Below are 19,094 nucleotides of genomic sequence, written 5' to 3' on the forward strand. Positions count from 1 at the left end.
ATCATATTTTCGGTCTGACGACAAAGACCTTGTTTGCCAATGACGGCACACCGTCCGTAAGGGGCTGTGTATCCCTAATACTCTGCCTCGCGTCTTCGGGCAGTCTGTCGGTTTGAGCCGAAAGCGTGCAGACGGAGGATGCGTTAGCGGTAGGCTCAATCGGACGGGACTGCCCTGAGATGTTCCCTTCCATTTCCTTCTGCTCTTCTATGTTCTCTTCTTCCTGCTGTGCGTCTCCCTGCTCAATGGGCTTCAAGGAAAGCTGTATCTGACGGTCGAGTGCGGCAAGTTCCGTCTTGAGGTCTTTCAGTTGCTCTTCCTTTTTCCACGAGCCATTGACCACCTCCTGCAATACGGGAATATCTTTGGCTATCTTCACCGTATCCGCCTCATATTTCTGTATCAGGCTCGGGATCTTTTCCAACGCATTGAGAAAGTTCATGGAGGCAAGTACCGGATCTGTGGCAATGTTACCGTTGTTGTAGCTGTACTTCATGCCACTCTCTCCCATGATGAAAAACCTGTTCTGCGATAAGTCGAAAAGACTCTGTGAGGAGGATTCGGTCTTGACCACTATCTTGAAACCGTAAAGAGTGCCGATGTCGAAATACTCCCCTTTGGTACGGGCATGCTCCTTGACTTCCGCAAGTTTGGCTGCGATCCGTTTCGGGTCGCTGCCTTCCACGCCTTTCAGCTGTATCGGGTTGAGTTTGTTACCGTCCTTGTCCTTTTGCACCCTGCTCTCAAACAGATCCCGGTCGCTTTTGAAGCGTGCTATCAGTTCCTTGTTCCCATCCACGACACGCAACACCTCGTCCAATCGACTTCGGGAAGTCTGCCTGCTGCGCATAAAGGAACGTCGCTCACTCTCCAAGCCAGCAATCTTCTTCTCTAACTTCGCCTTTTCCAACAAGTCCGTATTTCCCGAAAGAATGGCTACATACTCGGAAAAATTCATCCCCGACTTCTCGTCCATGCTTCCCTCGTCGATGGTACGGCTGCCAAGACGATTGTTCTTCAGCTGCTCTATAAATAATTGCTTATTATATAATAGGTTGAACTTATAACTGTCAAGTGATTTTTCCACTGCATAAATGATTACATCCACCTTGTTGTCCGCATGAAACTTGGCTACTTCGTTTCCTTTACGCACCGCCCGTCCGTCCCGCTGTTCAAGGTCGGAAGGACGCCAGGGACAGTCAAGATGATGGATAGCCACGGCACGTTTCTGGGCGTTCACGCCCGTACCGAGCATAGAGGTGGAACCGAACAGTACCCGAATGGTTCCCTCGTTCATGCCCGCAATGAGCGTCTTTCGAGCCTTGTCGCTCTTCGCCTCCTGTATGAAGCGTATCTCCTGAGCGGGTATGCCGTGGTCCTCCACCAACTTCCGTTTGATTTCGCTGTAAGGATTCCACTCTCCGGGCTTGTAGGTTCCGAGGTCGGAGAATACGAACTGCGTACCTTTCTGTGCGTCATACTTCCGATAATACTCTGCAATCTTGGCGGCACAGTGGGAAGCCTTGTTGTCCACATGATCCGAGTACTTCTCGGGATCTATGAGCCTCAAATCTAAGCTCATCTTCCTCGCCATGTCAGTTGCTATCAGCATCTTGGCTTTTTCTTCCCGTTCCGTAAGCGGAGCTCTTCCCAACAGCTCGGCATTGCCCGTCTTGGCAAACTCCACCAATTTGGCGATGAACTCCTCCTGTTCGGGCGTTGGCGGGATATTGTGCATGATTTCGTTTTTCTCGGGTCGGTCTATGCCGATGTCCTTTGCCGTCCGGTAGTCCGTTATCTGGGCGTAGAACGCTGCCAGCTCTGGTACTTTGATGAAATAGCGGAAACGCTCCTTCTGCACAATCTCGTTGGTGACGGAGAACTCGTAGTCGATACTCTTCTTGGCGAAGATAGCCGCCCAAGCATCGAAGGTCTTGATATTCTGCTGTTCCAATGCCTGCGGGCGGAGGTACTTAAAGAGCAGATACAGCTCCGTGAGGCTGTTGGAGATGGTCGTTCCCGAAAGGAAGGTCGCTCCCAAGTCCCTACCCGTCCGCTCCTGAATGGTGCGGATGGCAAAGAGCATGTTGAGTGCACGCTGACTGCCCTCGCTGTTGCCCAATCCTGCCACACGGTCGTGGCGGGTGTTGAACATCAGATTCTTGAAAGTGTGCGACTCATCCACAAAAAGATGGTCTATGCCCATTGTCTTGAAATCCACCGCGTCGTCCTTTCGATTGTCAATGCGGAATTTGATGTCGGAAAGTTTTGCCTCCAAATTCATTTGACGCTTGACCAATCCCTTTTCCATGGAACGGGAAATCGTATGCCCCTGCTGACGCAACACTTCCAAGTTCTCCTCTACACTGTCCAACTCATCCTGCAAGATGCTTTGCTGTATCTCGTCCGACTGGGGTATCATACCGAACTGATCGTGCGTAAGGACAATGCAATCCCAGTTGTTGTTCTTGATGTCATGGAAGATACGCTGCCTTTTATCGGGTGTAAAATCGTTCTTGCCCGGGTAAAGCAGTTTTGCGTTCGGATATGCCGTGTGGAATGTTTGCGCAATCTCCTGCACGTTGGCTTTCAGGGCAAGAATCATCGGCTTGTTTGCTAAGCCCAATCGCTTCATCTCGTAGGCTGCCACGCACATGATGAGCGTTTTTCCTGCTCCCACCTGATGGTCGCAGATACCCCCTCCGTTGAGTTTGAGCATCCATACGGCATCCTTCTGACTGCCATACAGGCTTTCAATACCCAATCCTTTCAGATTGAGGTCGGGAAACGTCTGATGCGAGCCGTCATATTGCGGTCGCACAAAGCAGTTGAACTTGTCGTTATACAGTTTTTCCAGCTGCTTCTTGAAATCGTCCGGCTGCTCGGCAAGCCAGTCTGTAAAGCCGTTTCGTATCTCATCAATCTTTGAATTTGCCATCTGTATGGCTTCCGTATCCCTTACCTTGACCTCCTTGTCTCCGACCATAATCTTCTTGGTGATGTCGGGAGAAGTATTCAATAGGGCGTGTTTCATTAGCGTAACACCATCATAGCGGCGGTGCTGTCCCCGAACACAGAACTTGTCCCAGATGTTGGCATTGTGCAGGCGTGCATCGACAGAGTACTCGTCCGCACTTGAATTGTAGTGTATCGCCACCTCCGTGTCGAAGAGGAAGGAGGCATAGTCCGAGTATATCTGTACGGGAATCCATCTTTCCCCGAAGTTGAAGTCAAGGTCGGCGAAAGGAATGGGGACAGGCACGGCATCCCTAAGCGCCTGCATGGAGGCAGCGGCTCTTGTATCTTCAGGATGTTCCAACAGATAATGTCCGATGTCGTCCGCCTTAGCGACAACATTTCCGGAAATGAACTTCTCGCTTGTCTCATATCCACCTTCCAACGGATTGTAATAGACCTTGCCGTCTAATTCGTGGAGGATGTCCTCTTTCGTGCCGTCAGGCAATAGGGAAGCCATGTATTCGAGATCCACGCTTCCGAACTTGTTCAGGGAAGCGGAAAGGGCTTCGGTGGCAGTCTCCACCTGCGTTACCTCGTGCAGACTGAAAGAGACGGGCTGAGTAAAGATGTCCGCCTTTACCGTCTTGCCTTCCAACTTACGTTCCAAGAAAAGTATCTCACGTCCTCCTGCGTCCATCAGAATCATTTCGTGGTTCTTGCGATCGTTGAGATGCCCGTAAAGACGTACAAAACGGTCATACAGGTCATTGAGATGCTGCCGAAGAGAAACATTCTCCGCCTTGTGCTCCGCTTCATAATCATAGAGAGCGTGATAGGCGTCTCTCAGGTCTATGTAGCCCAGCATCTTCTGCCGTTCTTGGGAAGAGAAGTCTATGGGCTGAAACAGGCGGTTGTCCTCCATATCACGGACAAGCGTACCTACCTGAAAGTCCGAGGCGAGCAAAGAACCCTCTTTGAGGTGTTCGTGCCATAAGCCCTCATAGGGACGTGCCAGCATCCCTTTCTCCTTATCCTGCTGCCACCACAGCTCGCCCGTATCTTTTAATCCATTTGCCGTCTCGCTGCTTTGTGAAGTCTCGGGAAACAGAGAGGGGGAAGAAACCGGCTTCGGTTTTGCGGCTGCTTTACGCTTGGGCTTCTTTTCTTGAATGACATTTCCGAAGAGGTCGAACAGTTCCGTCTGTGGCGATACATTCGTTTGAATGGGTTCCGTAGTCGCGGGCTTTTCTTCTGTGTGTGCACCATCAGAAGACAGAGGCTTTTGCACGGTCTGTTTTTCCTCAGAATGAGCAGGGAGAATAACTTCGCTCTGTTGCTGTGTGGGGATATGTTGTTGGTATAATGACAGGTCTAACCGCTTTTCCAGATCTGCCCGCAGGATTTTACCCATATCATTGGCAATGCCGTCCGCTCCTCCGCTATGGTGGAATAAGATGGCAGGTTTCCCGTATGGATCGGTGTCCTGCTTCCACTCGGTATGCACGATTTGTGACATGCTCCGTAGGTAGGTGTTGAACATCACACCGCTGGGACGCTTCCCGCTCTTGATGAAACGCTGCTCCTCCTCGGTAAGGCTTGCCTTGTTGCTGTTCTTTTGCAGGACAATCAGGTCGCTGCCCACTTCCGTGCCGGCATTCTCCGAAAAGAGGTTGTTCGGCAGACGGATTGCCGACACAAGGTAGGTATGCTCCATCAGCCATTCCCGTACAGGCTCGTTCGAGGGAGCGTTCATAACCCCTTGGGAAGTGATGAATGCCAGCACGCCGCCTTCGCGGAGCATATCCACACCCTTAACGAAAAAGTAGTTATGCAGGGACATGCGTGCCACCTTTCGTGCCGGCTCGTCCGTCTTGCTGAAGACCGGGTCGAAGACGGCGATGTCCCCGAAAGGAATGTTGCTGCTCACCACGTCGAAATAGCCCTCGAATTTGGACTCAATCTCCTCAAATCCGCGGATGCGTATCTTGTCGTCGGGATGCAGGGCGGAAAGCAGTTGTCCCGTCAGAATGTCTTTCTCAAAGCCGAATGTGGTATGCCCTTCGGTTGCGATACCGTCAAACGAGCGGATAAACTCGCCCATTCCTGCCGACGGGTCGAGTATCTTGCCGGGGGCAATACCTGCCTCTTGCAAGGAAGCGGCAATCTCCCGTACTACGGGTTCGGGTGTATAGAAAGCGGTCATCACCGAGTTTTTCAGACTCTGCATATAGCTTTTGTACTGAGACTCCGAAGCGGTGTTGTCCCGAATGACCCGATGCAGTTCCATAACCAAGGGGAAGAGTTCCACTTCCGACTTGTTCCAGCGTGCGATGTCCTCCATCGAGTTTGCCGGTGAAAGAATACACTTCAAAGCACCGAACCCCGTATAAGCCCGCAACACCTTCATTTCCTCCTCCGTAGCCGTGCGATGCTCCCGATGGAGGGTAAAAACCGTTTGGATGGCATCTATATTCGCCCGAAGATGCTCTTTCTTGTTATAGCTTGCCATCTTCTTCGAGTTTTAATTGGATAAAGCCCGTCAGTTCCGTGTATAGGGCATTGTATTCGGGGGTATAGGCGAAGTCGTCCGAAATCGGATATTTGGAGAAGACCTCCTCCGCAGACGGGCGCAGCCGTATTGCCGTTTCCCGTACTGCTTCGAGCGGCACATCTGCTGAGAACTCGTTCCACAGAACGGACGTGAGCGTGTCGTGTCGGGAGAAATGCAGTCCCGCATAAAGGGTTTTGTTGGCGATGCCGATACATTCGGCTACGGAAAAGCCGTTGTCAAAGGCTTCGGTATAGGCTTGCGAGGCGGCTTCGGCACGCTCCTTCACGAAAGGAATGTCGTCCGCCAGCTCGGGGTGGCTCTCCCTGAGAAATGAGAGCAGGGAAAGTTCGTAGTATGAAAAATGAATGACTGTCATATGAATGATTTTAGTGAATGTTATGGATTACCCTGAAAAAGCTTATGAGTAATCGGACAAAAGCTTATGAGCTTTCAGCTGGTTGCTCGGTATCTTTTCGGAGATTACTCGACATCTTTTGAACGACCGTTTATCGGCTCTGAAAAAAAACTTCTCTAAAGAATACTTTTTTGAGGCATAACCCTATAATGCAAAGGCACTCGACGTCCCCGCCGAGTGCCACCACTAAAATCCGCAGTAAAACAATAAGATTGTTATGACCGCATCATTCAGTGGCAAAATTAGCAATTTACGGGGATTTATCTTCGGGATTTGCCCGTTTTCTTGCGTTCGGGGAAGACAAAAACCGTTTTGAAGTCCCCGTCTAACGAGAGCGAAGCCTCGAACCGCTTGCCTGCCTTGGAGGTAAAGCCCTTGATGATGCCGGTTTCCCCATTTACAGCTAACTGGGTCAGCTGTTCGTCCGTAAGGCTTTTGCCCGCAACGGTGCGGAAAAGCGTCCATCCGCAATCGGCATCCGAACATTTGGCACATTTGGAATGAAATACCATCGTACCCTTACCGCACTTGGGGCAATGGATGTCGCTTCGCCTTTGAGGGAAGAGGATTTTGGACGAGAGCAGTTCGTCGGTAATCTGCGTGGCATAAGACTCGATGTCCTTGCGGAAATCTTTTTCCTTCATCTCTCCACGTTCTATCTTCGCCAAGTCTGCCTCCCACTGCCCGGTCATCTCGGCATTGCCGATTTTCATTTCCTTGACGATGGAATAGAGGACAAGTCCTTTTTCGGTAGGCACGAGCGACTTCTCCTTACGTACCATATACTCGCGGGTAAAGAGCGTTTCGATGATGGCGGCACGGGTGGCAGGAGTGCCGATGCCGCAATCTTTCAGACAGACACGCAGTTCCTCGTCTTCCAACTCCTTGCCTGCCGTCTCCATTGCAGAAAGTAAGGAACTTTCCGTGTGTAGCGGTTTGGGCTTGGTTGTCCCTTGTGCCAACGAACAGGCGGAAATGGCAAGTTGCATGCCTTCGTTCCATTCCGGAATGAGGACTCCTTCGCCATTCTCACGGCTTTCTCGCTCTTCGGCTTCGAGCTGTTCCTTGTCTTTGCCTTTCTCGTTTTTAAGGATGCTACGCCAGCCTTCCTGCCTGATGATTTCTCCTTTGAGCGTGAACTTTACACCTTCGCACAAGGCGGTTACGGTGGTAACGTCTTTTTCACACCGAGGGGAGAAGGCTTCCAGCATACGCCCCGCAATCATATTGTAGATGACCGCTTCCTCTCCGAATACATCTATCGGCTTTTTGCCCGTGATGAGCAGGGCGTGGTGGTCGGTCACTTTCTTCCCGTTTACCGACCGGGCATTGAGGACGAAAAGGTTACGGGTATGGATACCCCATACGGGATGGTCGTGCAGGAAGGCAATCAATGCGGGGATTTCCTCGAAGACATCCTCCGAGATATAACGACTTCCGGTGCGCGGATAGGTAATGTATCCTCTTTCATAAAGTTTCTGTGCCAGCGTGAGGGTCTGTTCTGCCGAATAACGGTGTCGGCTGTTGGCTTCCTTCTGCAAGGTGGTCAGGTCGTACAAAAGAGGCGGTTCCTGCTTCGCCTCCTTGCGGACTATCGTTTCTATTGTGATGTGAGAGGCGGCTTTGATCTTCTCATACAAGGCGGTGGCTTCTTCCTTGTTGAAGCAACGTTCGGGATTAGAGAAACGGAAGTTTTCATCGCCGTCCTTTACGGAAAGGCTTAGCTGCCAAAACGGTTGTGGCGTAAACTTTTTATTTTCCCAGAAGCGGGAGCAGACCATGCAGAGCGTCGGAGTCTGTACCCTGCCTAACGAGTAGGTGCCATAACCTGCCGCTATGGAAACGGCTTGGGTGGCATTGATGCCCACGAGCCAGTCGGCTTCGCTGCGTGCTCGGGCGGCATAGTAAAGATTGTCGTACTCGGCTCCGCTTTTGAGATGGGCAAGTCCTTCCCGAATGGCTTTGTCCGTGAGCGAACTGATCCAGAGTCGCTCAAAAGGCTTGGCGATGCCAAGATACTCGTAGATGAATCTGAATATTAACTCACCCTCACGTCCTGCGTCGGTGGCTACGATGATGCTCTCTGCCGCTTTGAAGAGTTTTTCAATGACTTTGAGCTGGGCAACGACACTCGGGTCTGCCTTGTAGCCTTTACCGCTCTTGACTTGGCGGGGAATAAGGGTAAAGACGGGAGGAAGAATCGGAAGGTTCTCCTTGTGAAAACCTTTGAAGCCGTAGGCTTCGGGCATGGCCGCCGTTATCAGGTGTCCCAATGCCCATGTGACGGTGTAGTTACTGCCTTCTATATAGCCCTCTTTTCTGTTTGTTGCCCGAACGACGCGGGCTATCTCACGGGCTACGCTCGGTTTTTCTGCTATGATGACTTTCATACGATTTTACTTTTGGATGTTAGTGGTGGCGGATTACATTTTCATTCCCTTGGAACGCTTCTGTTCCTGCTTCTCTTCTTTCTGCTCGGCGGTGGGCTGTGTCTGTCCTTCTTTCAGAGGCTCTTTCACATGCTTCGTCGCTTCGTTGGTCTTGCCTTCGGAATTGACGGCTACCTGTGTCTTGGAGGCGTTGTCGGGAACAACTTCTTTGGCTTGGGGCTTGTCGGGATTCCATTTGAAGAAATCGAACTTGTCCTTCTCAAAGTTGGCACGGACGTATGCGTTGAACGGCTGTCCCTGCTTGTCTTTCAAGCCTTCCATATAGACCGTTCCGCCTTCCTTGAGCTTGGCTTGCTCTTCCGGCGAGACCTCCCTTCCCAACAACTTCTTGGGTATGCGGACTCCTTGCCGCTTCTCCTGATTTTCTGCTTTACGGCTGTCTTGCTGCTGTCCTTGGCTTTGCTTGGGTGAGCCGAAACGAAATTCAATTGCCCGCTTGTCGGCGTTGAACTGGAGGTTGGCGTTGAAACTCTTTCCCGTCTTGGCTGTCATTCCCTCCACATAGATGCTCTTGCCTTCCGACAAATCCTTCTTCTGCTCTTCGCTCAGTTTTACGCCCTTGATTTCATCAGGGATACGAACTTTATCGGCACTCAAAGCGATGATGTCGTTGGTCAGTCGGTCGATACTCACGAAACTGCGGGTGGGTTTATCGCTATTGGGAAAGGTCAGTTCCACGGTACGTCCGAGGTTGCCCGTTTCTCTCAGGGCATTCTTGTCCTCGTCGGTGAAGGTGTGCCCGAAGAACTCCCGCTCCAACTGAGGCTCCTTGCGGATGGCGTGGACAACGGGGATAAATCTGCCGTCCTCTGTCTCACGTAATGAAAGGCGTGCGTCCGTATGGAGAGCTACGTCTCCGATTTTTACGCTGATGGGGACAAGGTGGGGTGATTTTCGGTATTTTAGCATGGCTTCAAGCTCCTTGCCCTTTTCAAGGCTCTCACGGCTCACGCCCATCTTGGAGAACTGCTCCCAGTCAATCTTCTCGGGGTCTATCTCCTGAAAGGTCCGCTTCTGCTCTCCTGCATAGTCCGAAGGAATCACACGGGCAGAGTCCAGCATCTCCTTGTTGGAGGGGACATCCGGAGCTTTGAGCATCTCGGCGAGAACCCGTGCGCTGGCAACAACACCCTCGAAGGGGACTTTGAAGAAGTGAAATTGTGTGGGGTTCTTGAACTGCCGCATGAAGTTGGAGAGGAAATTCTCCAAGGCGTTGCTGTGCTTGTCGAACTTCAAGAAACTCTGCTCATGTTCGGCGGTAGGCGGTACAGTTTTCAGTCCGCCTTTCTCGTCCGTCCCTGAGACGGCTTTGAGATTCTCGTCCTTGGGGTCTTTCACCAAAAGGACTTCTTGGTCTTTGATTTTTTCGTCCATATTACAATGTATTTAATGACACCAACAGCGGTGTATGAACAAAGGTAAATCAAAGAAACTGTGCATATTAGCAGTTGGAAATAACTGCGTACTTGTGGCATTGATATGGATGAAAGTGGCAAAAAAAGAGGTATGACTCAACACCATACCTCCATATTTTTTATTGATTAAATTATTGCATCGACAATAGTTTGCAGTACATTCCGTCTTTTGCTGCAAGTTCTGAATGCGTCCCGTTCTCTACAATGCGTCCCTTGTCCATCACGATAATCTGATTAGCATTGCGAATGGTTTGCAGGTGATGGGCTATGACCAAAACTGTACGATTTCGGATAAGGGCGGACATCGCCTGTTGTATCTTATATTCATTGACAGGATCGACATTGCTCGTTATCTCGTCCAAAAGAATGATGGGAGCATCTTTTAGGAACGCACGGGCGATTGAAAGCCTTTGTTTCTGCCCTCCAGATAGTCCCAAACCGTTTTCTCCGATTTTTGTTTCATAACCTTCCGGCAGACTGACGATAAAATCGTGTATCATCGCCCGTCGTGCAGCTTCCTCGATTTCTTCCTGCGTAGCATTGCGGTTGCCCACTTTGATATTATTGGCAATGGTATCTGAAAAGAGAATAACATTCTGCATCACTACACTGATTTTACCGAGTAGATAATCATAGTCCATTTCTCGAATGTCTATACCACCGATACGAATACTGCCGGTCTGCGGTTCCCAGAAACGGAGTAACAGGTTGGTAATGGTTGTTTTACCAGAACCTGACGAGCCAACAAGTGCCGTTACCGTTCCTTCGGGAACATGGAACGTGAGATCTTTCATCTCAAAACCTTCCTTCTCATAATGGAAACCAACTTTGTCAAAGGAAAGATTGAAATGGGTTGCTGTTTTCGGCTGTTCAGGATTGGTGATAACAGGGGCATTCAACAAATGGGAAATGCGTCCGTAGCTGTCCTTTACCTTGATGTAATTCAGCCAATGACTTTCCATATTGACAAAAGGCTTGTAGAATTCTTTTGAGACGATGACGAACATCAGATAAGCGAAAAGAGAAAGTTCACCTTGCTGTGTCCACCAAAGACCGATTGTAGCCATCAGAGCGAAAGCCAATTCTATCAAAAAAGTGTATCTACCCACACTTACAGCAGCCAAACGGGAAATATTCTTACTGCTTTCTCCAAATTCACTGACAGAGTGGTCGAGTCTGTCACGGAACATTCCTTTTCCACCAAACACTTTCAGCACGGGTATGCCCTTGACATATTCCACGAAGAGACTGACCATATCCGCCAGATTATCCTGTGCCTCCTCCTGTGCTTTCATTCCCGAACGAATGCCCCGATACAGAGAAAATAGGGCAATGGGAAGAATGGCAACCATCGTCAATCCCATGCGCCAGTCCACACAGAACAGCCCGACGCCGAGTATCAGAGCTACAATGAAGTCGGCGGACATTCGCGTCCAAAGATGACCCACAACCATCTCCATATTATCGACGTCTTTGTGAATGACTGTACTTATCTCTCCCAGACGCTCATTGGTATAGAAACCGAGTGAAAACATTTTCAGTTTCAATATGATTTTCTCGCGGATACGTTCCACAAGATCAAATCCGGCAAAATGCTTACTCATATCGGCAATGGCATTGGATATGGTTTTCAAGACCAGCAGACTGCCGAGTACCCATGCTGCCAAAATGAAAGAGATGCTTTCTCCCTGTATATGACGGTTGATGAGAAACAAGACTGTGAGCATTATCGCCGTGCCGCAAAGGGCATAAACCACGAAAAACAGTGCGGAGATAATCAGATGCCGCACTCCGCGAGCGGTCAATTCATTCAGTATATTGCGTACCATTCTTATTCCTCCTCTTCTTTTAATTGCCATTTACTTACTTGTTCCTGTGTTTCCGTCATATTGCGGTACAGAGAACAGTCTTTCATCAGTTCTTGGTGTGTTCCTTTCGACACAACCTGCCCTTTGTCCATCACAACAATACGCTCCATATCCTGAATGGTATTGAGACGGTGAGCAATCGCAATGACGGTCTTGTTGCGCTGCAATTCATCAAGAGCTTCTTGAATTAGTTTCTCATTCTCTCCGTCCAATGCGGCAGTAGCTTCATCGAGAATAACTATTGGAGAGTCTTTGAGCAACATTCGGGCAATGGAAATACGCTGTTTTTCTCCGCCGGAGAATTTTACGCCGGCTTCGCCTGCCAGCGTATCATAACCATTCGGCAAGCCCATGATAAAATCATGAATACGAGCACGCTGTGCTGCCATTTCCACTTCCTTTTGTGTGGCGGTTGGTCTTCCTATACGGATATTATCCCGAATGGTTGTGTTAAAGAGAAAAACCTCCTGCTGTACCATCGAAAAATAATCAGCGATATTACGTTCGGAGAGTTCCGTAATATTCTCTCCTCCCAGTCGTATAGTACCTGTTTGGGGTTGCCAGAACCCCATCATCAAACTTGCCAGCGTGGTTTTTCCCGACCCGGATTCGCCCACGATTGCAGTATGGCTTCCTCTCGGAAATTGAAGACATACATCTTTCAGCGCATTGTCTTCCTTGTTTGGATAGGAGAACGTAACATGCTCGAAACAAACATCCGTCTGTGTCGTATCTGTTTTCTTGTCCGCAGTTTCCTTTGTCTGTACCTCTGTAATGGACTGTACTTTTGCCAACGACTGACCATAGACGATTCGGAAATGTTGGAATGTTGCCAACTTAGCAAAGGAGGACGAGAATAGTCCGCCCAATATCAGGGCAAGGATAAAACGTGCCACCGTCAGTTCGCCCGAAGTCATCAGCCATAGCCCGACAAGGGTCATTACCACGATACCACCTTCCAAGAACATCGTTATGAGCGCCATCGGAACAGTAACGCTGAACATGCTCCGCTTCACCCAATGAATATAATCGCGCATACCGCCAAGTACCCGTACCGTTCTGTTTTCCTCGTTACTGAAAGCCTTGATTACCGATATGGTAGCCACATATTCCAAAAGGTCTTCCGACATTTTTTGCGTACTTTCCATAAAGTGTTGAAAGTTCTTTCCCCAAAGTGTTTTGACAGCCATTTGCAGAAGAAATGCTACAGGCAAAAGAGAAATGAGCGACAGCCCCAAACGCCAGTCCAACACCATAATGATTATCCAGAGTAAGGCAGGAAAAAGCGTAGCCGAAAGGATTTCAGGTAATCCGTGCGCTAAATAAATTTCAATTTGTTCCACATCGTGGTTGATAATATTCACCAATTCGCCAACTTTCCGTTCTTGAAAGAAACCGAGTGGCAAGCGTTGCAGATGACTTATGATACGCAACCTCAATCGTGTAAGGGCATTGTAAGCCGACCGGTGTGCCCGCCAAATCGATGTTCCATAGAATACTCCCCGAAGCAGTGCGAATAGTACCATTATTCCTCCAATACCCGAAACTATTATGGGAGAGAGCGTGCCATTCATCAACTTATCCACTGCCCATACTACCAGCAGTATAGGGAGTGTACCAAAAATAAGGTGCAATATGACCACTGCATTGGAGAGCAGACTGCGGCTCTCCCGTTCCTCATCAAGAGGTCTGACTTTTTGTTTATCCATATATGTGTCGTTTTGATTTTTCTGCTGCAAAGGTACGGCAACGAACATGGGTAAAATAACCCCGATAAGCATTACACTACCCCCAAACAACAATTTGCACGCATATAAACACAACAGGGGCATAAGCGTGAACAGCGGGGGTATTTATTTACTCGGCAGGTAAGTACCTTTGCACAGAATTTCATAAACAAATAAGATATGTCAATCAGCTCAATAGTCCATTTATATAAAAGAATGCTCATTGTCGGATTTCTATTGTTGTGGTCTTATCCTATGTTTGCACAACTGCAACCAACTGAAATAAAAGTTATTGATGCAGAGACTGGAGACAACATAGAATTTGCCACCATACAATGGAAAGGTTTGAATGCTCCAACGTACACGAATGGTACGACTACAAATAGGAAAGGCATTGCAAAACTAAATGCATCAAGTAATCAAAAACTTATGCTTATGGTAAGTTATGTCGGCTATCAGTCTATTACCGATACGATTACTGCAAATGGGAAGCGTTATACCATAAAACTACTCCCGGAATCAACAGAGCTGGCAGATGTAGTCGTAGTTGGGAAAACAAGAACACAAGTTCTCAGAGAGTCGCCTGAAGCAGTTTCTGTAATAAATGCGAAAGAACTTCAAGGCAGATCTATTTCGTTAGAAACCGTTTTGAATAAAACCATAGGTTTGAAAGTCGGGCATACCGGTGGTTTGGGGAGCAGTTCGAGAATTATTGTTCATGGATTGGAAGGAAACCGCATTCAAATCTTATGGGACGGAATACCAATGAGTACTTCTGATGGGGCTTTTTCTCTTGATGAAATTCCGATAGACATTATAGAAAGAATAGAAGTCTATAAGAGTATCATTCCTGCCCGTTTCGGTTGCGATGGATTGGGAGGCGCTGTCAATATCGTTACGAAAGAGTTTAGTACGGATTATTTAGATGCCTCGTATGAATTAGGTTCTTATCAAACACACAAAGGAAGCGTCTTCTCTCGCAAGAATTTTCCAAAGAGTGGCATTCTGCTCGGTGCGGGAGGTTATTATACATCTGCAAAGAATGACTACTCTTTCAGAGTTCCCGAGAGAGAGAATCTGTTGGTAAGGCGTGACCATGACCGTTTTCGTTCGTATATGTTGAAAGGAAAAATTGCTTTCACGAAACTTTGGTTCAATGAGATTAGTACCGAGTTCGGGTACTATAATCGTTTCAATGAAATCCAAGGCATCTTAAAAAACATACAACACGCCGAAGACCAATCAGGAATGTTTATGTTGGAAAACAAACTGATAAAAAGCGGAATGCTGAACGACAGCCTTCACTTTGAGTCCCATTTCTCCCTCTCGCATACAACAAACAATTTTGTGGATACGGCACGAGTTAATCACGATTTCGAGGGAAACATATATCCGAGTCCGAACGGAATGGGAGAAACGGGGGACGTCCCTCATAACTCAAACGACAAAGGATTGGAAATCAACGAACGTATCAATCTTGATTACAGATTGTCTGCCAATCACAGTTTGAATCTGAACACACTCATTAACTATGCACGAAGACAACCGAGCGATAACATTGCAAGTCAGCATGCAGGTTTTGTCATCGGGGGATTTCCCAGTAAAAAGACCAGTGTCGTATCGGGGTTGACTTGGGAGGCAAAACTCTTTGACAAGAAACTGACGAATATGCTCTCCGCAAAGTATTTCCACCTCCATTCCGAGATAGAAGATTTGACTTCATACGAGATGATTGAGGCTCCGAAGAAAAAGAACAATACGACCTCACAAATCGGCTGGATAGAGGCAATAAAATACGAGCCTTTCAGAGGTTTTCATCTGAAAGCATCTTACCAGCGGGCAATACGCCTCCCCAATTCGCAAGAGTTGTTCGGCGATGGTATCATCACCTTTCCTGCTGCTGGATTGAAACCGGAGAAAAGCCACAACTTCAATCTGGGCTTCTTGATAGATAAAAACGACATACTCGGCTTATCGCGATTGCAGTTTGAAGTGAACGGCTTTTATATGCAGGTAAGTGATATGATAAAACTGATGAAACAGCACATGGCAGCCGGATATGTGAACGCAGAAAAGGTACATATTAAAGGTATAGAAACCGAATTAAAACTGGACATCTCACCAACGGTCTATGCCTACGGAAATCTGACTTATCAAGATGTGCGCGATGTCTTGAACTATTTACCCGGTACCCAAGCCCCCAATCCGACAAAAGGATTGCGACTGCCGAACATTCCCTATTTATTCGCCAACTTCGGGGCGGAGTATCACAGCGACCGGTTATTCAAGAATTGGTATGTCAAGGCTTTCTGGGACGGCAAATTTACTGAGGAGTTCTTCTATTTCTGGGAACTTACCGAATTGCAGAAACGACGTATTCCCCGCAGTTTCGTCAATGACATAGGTCTGCTACTGACCTACAAAAACAAATATTCCGTAGCCTTGGAATGCCATAATATAATGAACAAAGAGGTCTGGGACCAGTTCCGCCAACCATTGGCAGGACGGACATTCCACCTCAAATTCAGGTACGTCTTCTCGAAAGGAATTTTCTAATTTAACAAATATAAAAGATGAATACAACAATTTTCAATCGCATAGCCTTTTCCGCTATGCTGGTCGGCGTCATAGGGCTGACATCTTGTAACAAAAATGATGAACCTACGCCTACCCCTCAAGAGGTGCAGCAGCATTTTGTCTTTATCAATCAGATTGACCAAAAGACCGACTATTTGGGGACATTCTCGGATCTCTTGCAGAAAGAGGTCAACAATAAAAATACATACGAGTTCGGCTTCGGTACTTATCCCTTTGTCCATGGCAATATAGTATTGATTGCCGAAGGAGTGTGGGGCGATAAAATTCATCAATTCACTAGAGATACCAAAGGACATTTGGTGAAAGGTCAGACAATGACTTTTGGGCAGGACTCTCGTCCGGGAGAAATTGCTTTCTTCAATAATGAAACAGCCTATGTATCGCTCAGTAAACGAGGGAAGATTGGCATATTCAATCCTCAAACAATGCAGCAAAAAGATGAGATTGATCTTGCAAAATATGCAACGAATGACAATAATCCCGACCCGGGATGCAATGTAATCCGTGATGGAAAACTTTACGTCTCTCTTAATCAGAAAAATTCACCTCACACCTCATGGCCCGGAACGGGAGCAGAGGTTGCCATCATTGACTTGAAGACAAACACGGTAGAAAAGGTAATTAAAGACAATCGAACTGCATCTGTAGGACTTTTTCGTCATTCCTCGGCTATCAAGGACGAACATGGAGACATCTACTTCTACAGTATAGGCATGGATGGGATGAATCCTTTGAAAGACGGCTTCTTACGTATAAAAAAAGGAACTGATGAATGGGATAAGGATTATTACTTCCAATTATCCAAAACAAAAGTAACAGGTCTAGACACTGATGCTGCCTATATCCTTCCGTTCTATTATGCAGGAGGTGGAATAGCATATGCTTGTATTAACATCCCTGCTTACACTCAACACAATGACCTTATGCAATCATCAATTCTTGATTTCAACTATCAACCGGTTAAAATCAATCTTTGGAATAAAACCATCGAAAAACTCGATCTTCCATTGACCACAAGCATGGGAGCTTTTGCTTGTACACGATATAAGGATTTTATAGTCTTTGGTATGACGTGCAAAGAAGGCACAGGATACTATACTTACAATACCAAAACGGGGGAATGCTCGCAAAGACCAGTTGTTACCACCATAGGAGTACCTTCAAGTTTAATCGCATTTGAATAAGCTCCCATTAAAAACATTTCTCATGGAGCTATTGGTCCTTTTCTAAGAGTAATACGGATAAAAACTTGTGATAATTCGAGTTTTTATCCGTATTTGTTTGTAACTTTGCAAAAAGACATAAAATATGACTATAGAATTTTGTGCCATCAACAAACCCGAAGATTGGATGGAGATGGTTGCCGAGCAATTTGGTACATCAGTAATAAACGATGGATTTACTATTCCTTCTTCTATGGGTAGTGGATTTTTCAAACAGTATTATCCCCTGCCATGGCTCACATTGACTTACATCAATTTCATAGCATACGAGCCGATAACTATGGTACGTCGCTCGGTGGAAAAGTCGAAATGGATTCCTGTGATGTTCTATATCAATGAGCATAAGCACGAGCAGATAATTGGAACAAGTACTAAAACGGTCGGAGTGGACACGCTCGATGGCATCTTTATGCCTTCAAGCAGCATTCCGACTGAGTGGAGTTTTCCACCAAAGAAACGATACGAAAATATTACACTGACTTTCAATAAAGATTGGATTGAAAAGATTGATGCAGCATATGAAACCTATATCGGTCGGCTTCTCCAATCGGACAAGGCTTTTTATTTGTTTGAGACAATTACACCTGCAATGCAACAGGTCTTGGATAACATTAAATCAATAACTGAAATCGACAATCCTTTTTCAACGCTTCATTTGCATGGAAAAACTATGGAATTACTGACGATGTACTTTGAAAAGATCGAAAAACGTTCGGAAGTAAAATCTCTTGCCAACCTAAACTTGAATGATGTTGAATCAGTATTCCGTGTTCGTCGCCAGATTCTTCAAAGTCTCAGTGATGTACCGAGTATTCCCGAATTGGCGCGTGAAGCTAATATGAGCAGTTCCAAATTACAAAAGTGCTTCAAGCAGGTTATTGGAAAAGCTATCGCCGAATATGCCCTATCCGAAAAGATGGAATGGGCAAAACGACTGCTTTCCACTCGCCTCTACTCGGTGTCAGAAGTAGGCTATAAAATTGGATATGCCAATCTCAGTCATTTCACGGAGGCTTTCTGCAAATATCACAGGATAAAACCCAAGCAATATCTTGATTCGTTGTAATTCAACTTAACAGGGGTATCACTATACTTTTTACGGATATTTTGTCTCAATAAAACATATGAACTTTGCCCGTAAATTAAAAGGGCAACGAAGATAACACCTGATGAGAATCTTCTTTTCATATCTCTTGCTCTATCATCTGTTTTGACTATTCAATGTTATTCAGATGTATTTACTCTTTCAGAAGAATAGTAAAACCATTCATAGATTAGGAATATGAAAAGACTCGTAAAAAAGAACTCTTTTAAAATGCTACTCTCTGAAAATACAACGAAAGCTACTGCTTGCTTAATAAGAGAAATCTTAAAGCTCGTAGCCACAGAGAGAAAAGTATGTTCATTATTTAGAACCTTGCATTACACTCGATTTCAATTGCAGATTATCCACGCGAGAACTGGATTAACAGTCGAAATGGGGGAAAAATGTATCGGAGTTACTCTTTGTCATTGACACAGAACTGAAACTGCTAGATATGCGGTTGCATGGATTGTTCCCTGCTCCGCAGAAGTCTGTCAGCAATCTCCGTTGGACAGGCAAAGCGACAGATTTAGTGGAACTTCTTTATGCTCTCGACACCTGCGACTGTATCAACAACGGAGAAATAGGCGTGGAAGAATTGGCAGACGCCCTTTCCGAACTCTTCGGGATAGAGATAAAGAACTGCTACAACGTATATATGAATATGAAGCGTCGCAAAGATGACAGCCGCACTTATTTCCTTGACGAACTCCGTGAGAAACTCAATAAGCGTATGGTGGAGAGCGACCTGAAAGGCGGCAAGTTCAAGAAGCGGTAAATCAAAAGGGAGATATTCCAGATTCGG

The 19,094-nt window shown here is 46.9% G+C and carries 10 protein-coding genes; 4 read left to right on the forward strand and 6 right to left on the reverse strand.

The window, feature by feature from the left end:
• Position 1: 1 nt before the first annotated feature.
• The 6 genes from HMPREF9304_RS08410 to HMPREF9304_RS08435 form a co-directional block, all read right to left on the reverse strand.
• Positions 2-5,467 (reverse strand): helicase-like domain-containing protein, encoded by a 5,466-nt coding sequence (locus HMPREF9304_RS08410; protein ID WP_036928201.1) that lies wholly within the window; start codon positions 5,465-5,467, stop codon positions 2-4.
• On the reverse strand, positions 5,454-5,885 hold the full coding sequence (locus tag HMPREF9304_RS08415; RefSeq protein ID WP_004364082.1) for a DUF1896 family protein: 432 nt from the start codon (positions 5,883-5,885) through the stop codon (positions 5,454-5,456). Before HMPREF9304_RS08415 ends, HMPREF9304_RS08410 begins: the two co-directional genes overlap by 14 nt.
• A gap of 299 nt (positions 5,886-6,184) precedes the next feature.
• The gene (locus HMPREF9304_RS08420; RefSeq protein ID WP_023058387.1) at positions 6,185-8,314 is read right to left on the reverse strand and encodes a type IA DNA topoisomerase; all 2,130 of its coding nucleotides are present in this window, start codon (positions 8,312-8,314) and stop codon (positions 6,185-6,187) included.
• A gap of 33 nt (positions 8,315-8,347) precedes the next feature.
• Positions 8,348-9,748: a DUF3945 domain-containing protein gene (locus HMPREF9304_RS08425; RefSeq protein WP_023058451.1), complete on the reverse strand. Its 1,401-nt coding sequence runs from the start codon at positions 9,746-9,748 to the stop codon at positions 8,348-8,350.
• A 172-nt stretch (positions 9,749-9,920) separates the two neighbouring features.
• Positions 9,921-11,618 carry an ABC transporter ATP-binding protein gene (locus HMPREF9304_RS08430; RefSeq protein ID WP_023058494.1) on the reverse strand — a complete coding sequence of 566 codons (1,698 nt, stop codon included), beginning with the start codon at positions 11,616-11,618 and terminating at the stop codon, positions 9,921-9,923.
• Between the two features lie 2 nt (positions 11,619-11,620).
• Complete coding sequence (locus HMPREF9304_RS08435) at positions 11,621-13,366, reverse strand: ABC transporter ATP-binding protein (protein ID WP_036873655.1); 1,746 nt, start codon at positions 13,364-13,366, stop codon at positions 11,621-11,623.
• A 198-nt stretch (positions 13,367-13,564) separates the two neighbouring features.
• Here HMPREF9304_RS08435 and HMPREF9304_RS08440 point away from each other — a divergent pair, with 198 nt between their 5' ends.
• The 4 genes from HMPREF9304_RS08440 (at position 13,565) to HMPREF9304_RS08455 (ending at position 19,067) form a co-directional block, all read left to right on the forward strand.
• Entirely contained in the window at positions 13,565-15,940 is a 2,376-nt protein-coding gene (locus tag HMPREF9304_RS08440) for a TonB-dependent receptor (protein WP_036928204.1), read from the forward strand.
• 17 nt (positions 15,941-15,957) lie between these two features.
• Positions 15,958-17,166, forward strand: a complete 1,209-nt coding sequence (locus HMPREF9304_RS08445; RefSeq protein WP_023058479.1) for a DUF4374 domain-containing protein — start codon at positions 15,958-15,960, stop codon at positions 17,164-17,166.
• Between the two features lie 124 nt (positions 17,167-17,290).
• The gene (locus HMPREF9304_RS08450; protein ID WP_023058437.1) at positions 17,291-18,271 is read left to right on the forward strand and encodes a helix-turn-helix domain-containing protein; all 981 of its coding nucleotides are present in this window, start codon (positions 17,291-17,293) and stop codon (positions 18,269-18,271) included.
• 472 nt (positions 18,272-18,743) lie between these two features.
• Positions 18,744-19,067 (forward strand): RteC domain-containing protein, encoded by a 324-nt coding sequence (locus HMPREF9304_RS08455; protein WP_023058485.1) that lies wholly within the window; start codon positions 18,744-18,746, stop codon positions 19,065-19,067.
• Positions 19,068-19,094 lie beyond the last annotated feature (27 nt).

This window comes from Hoylesella timonensis S9-PR14 (genome assembly GCF_000762405.1).
Taxonomy (GTDB): Bacteria; Bacteroidota; Bacteroidia; order Bacteroidales; family Bacteroidaceae; genus Prevotella; species Prevotella timonensis_A.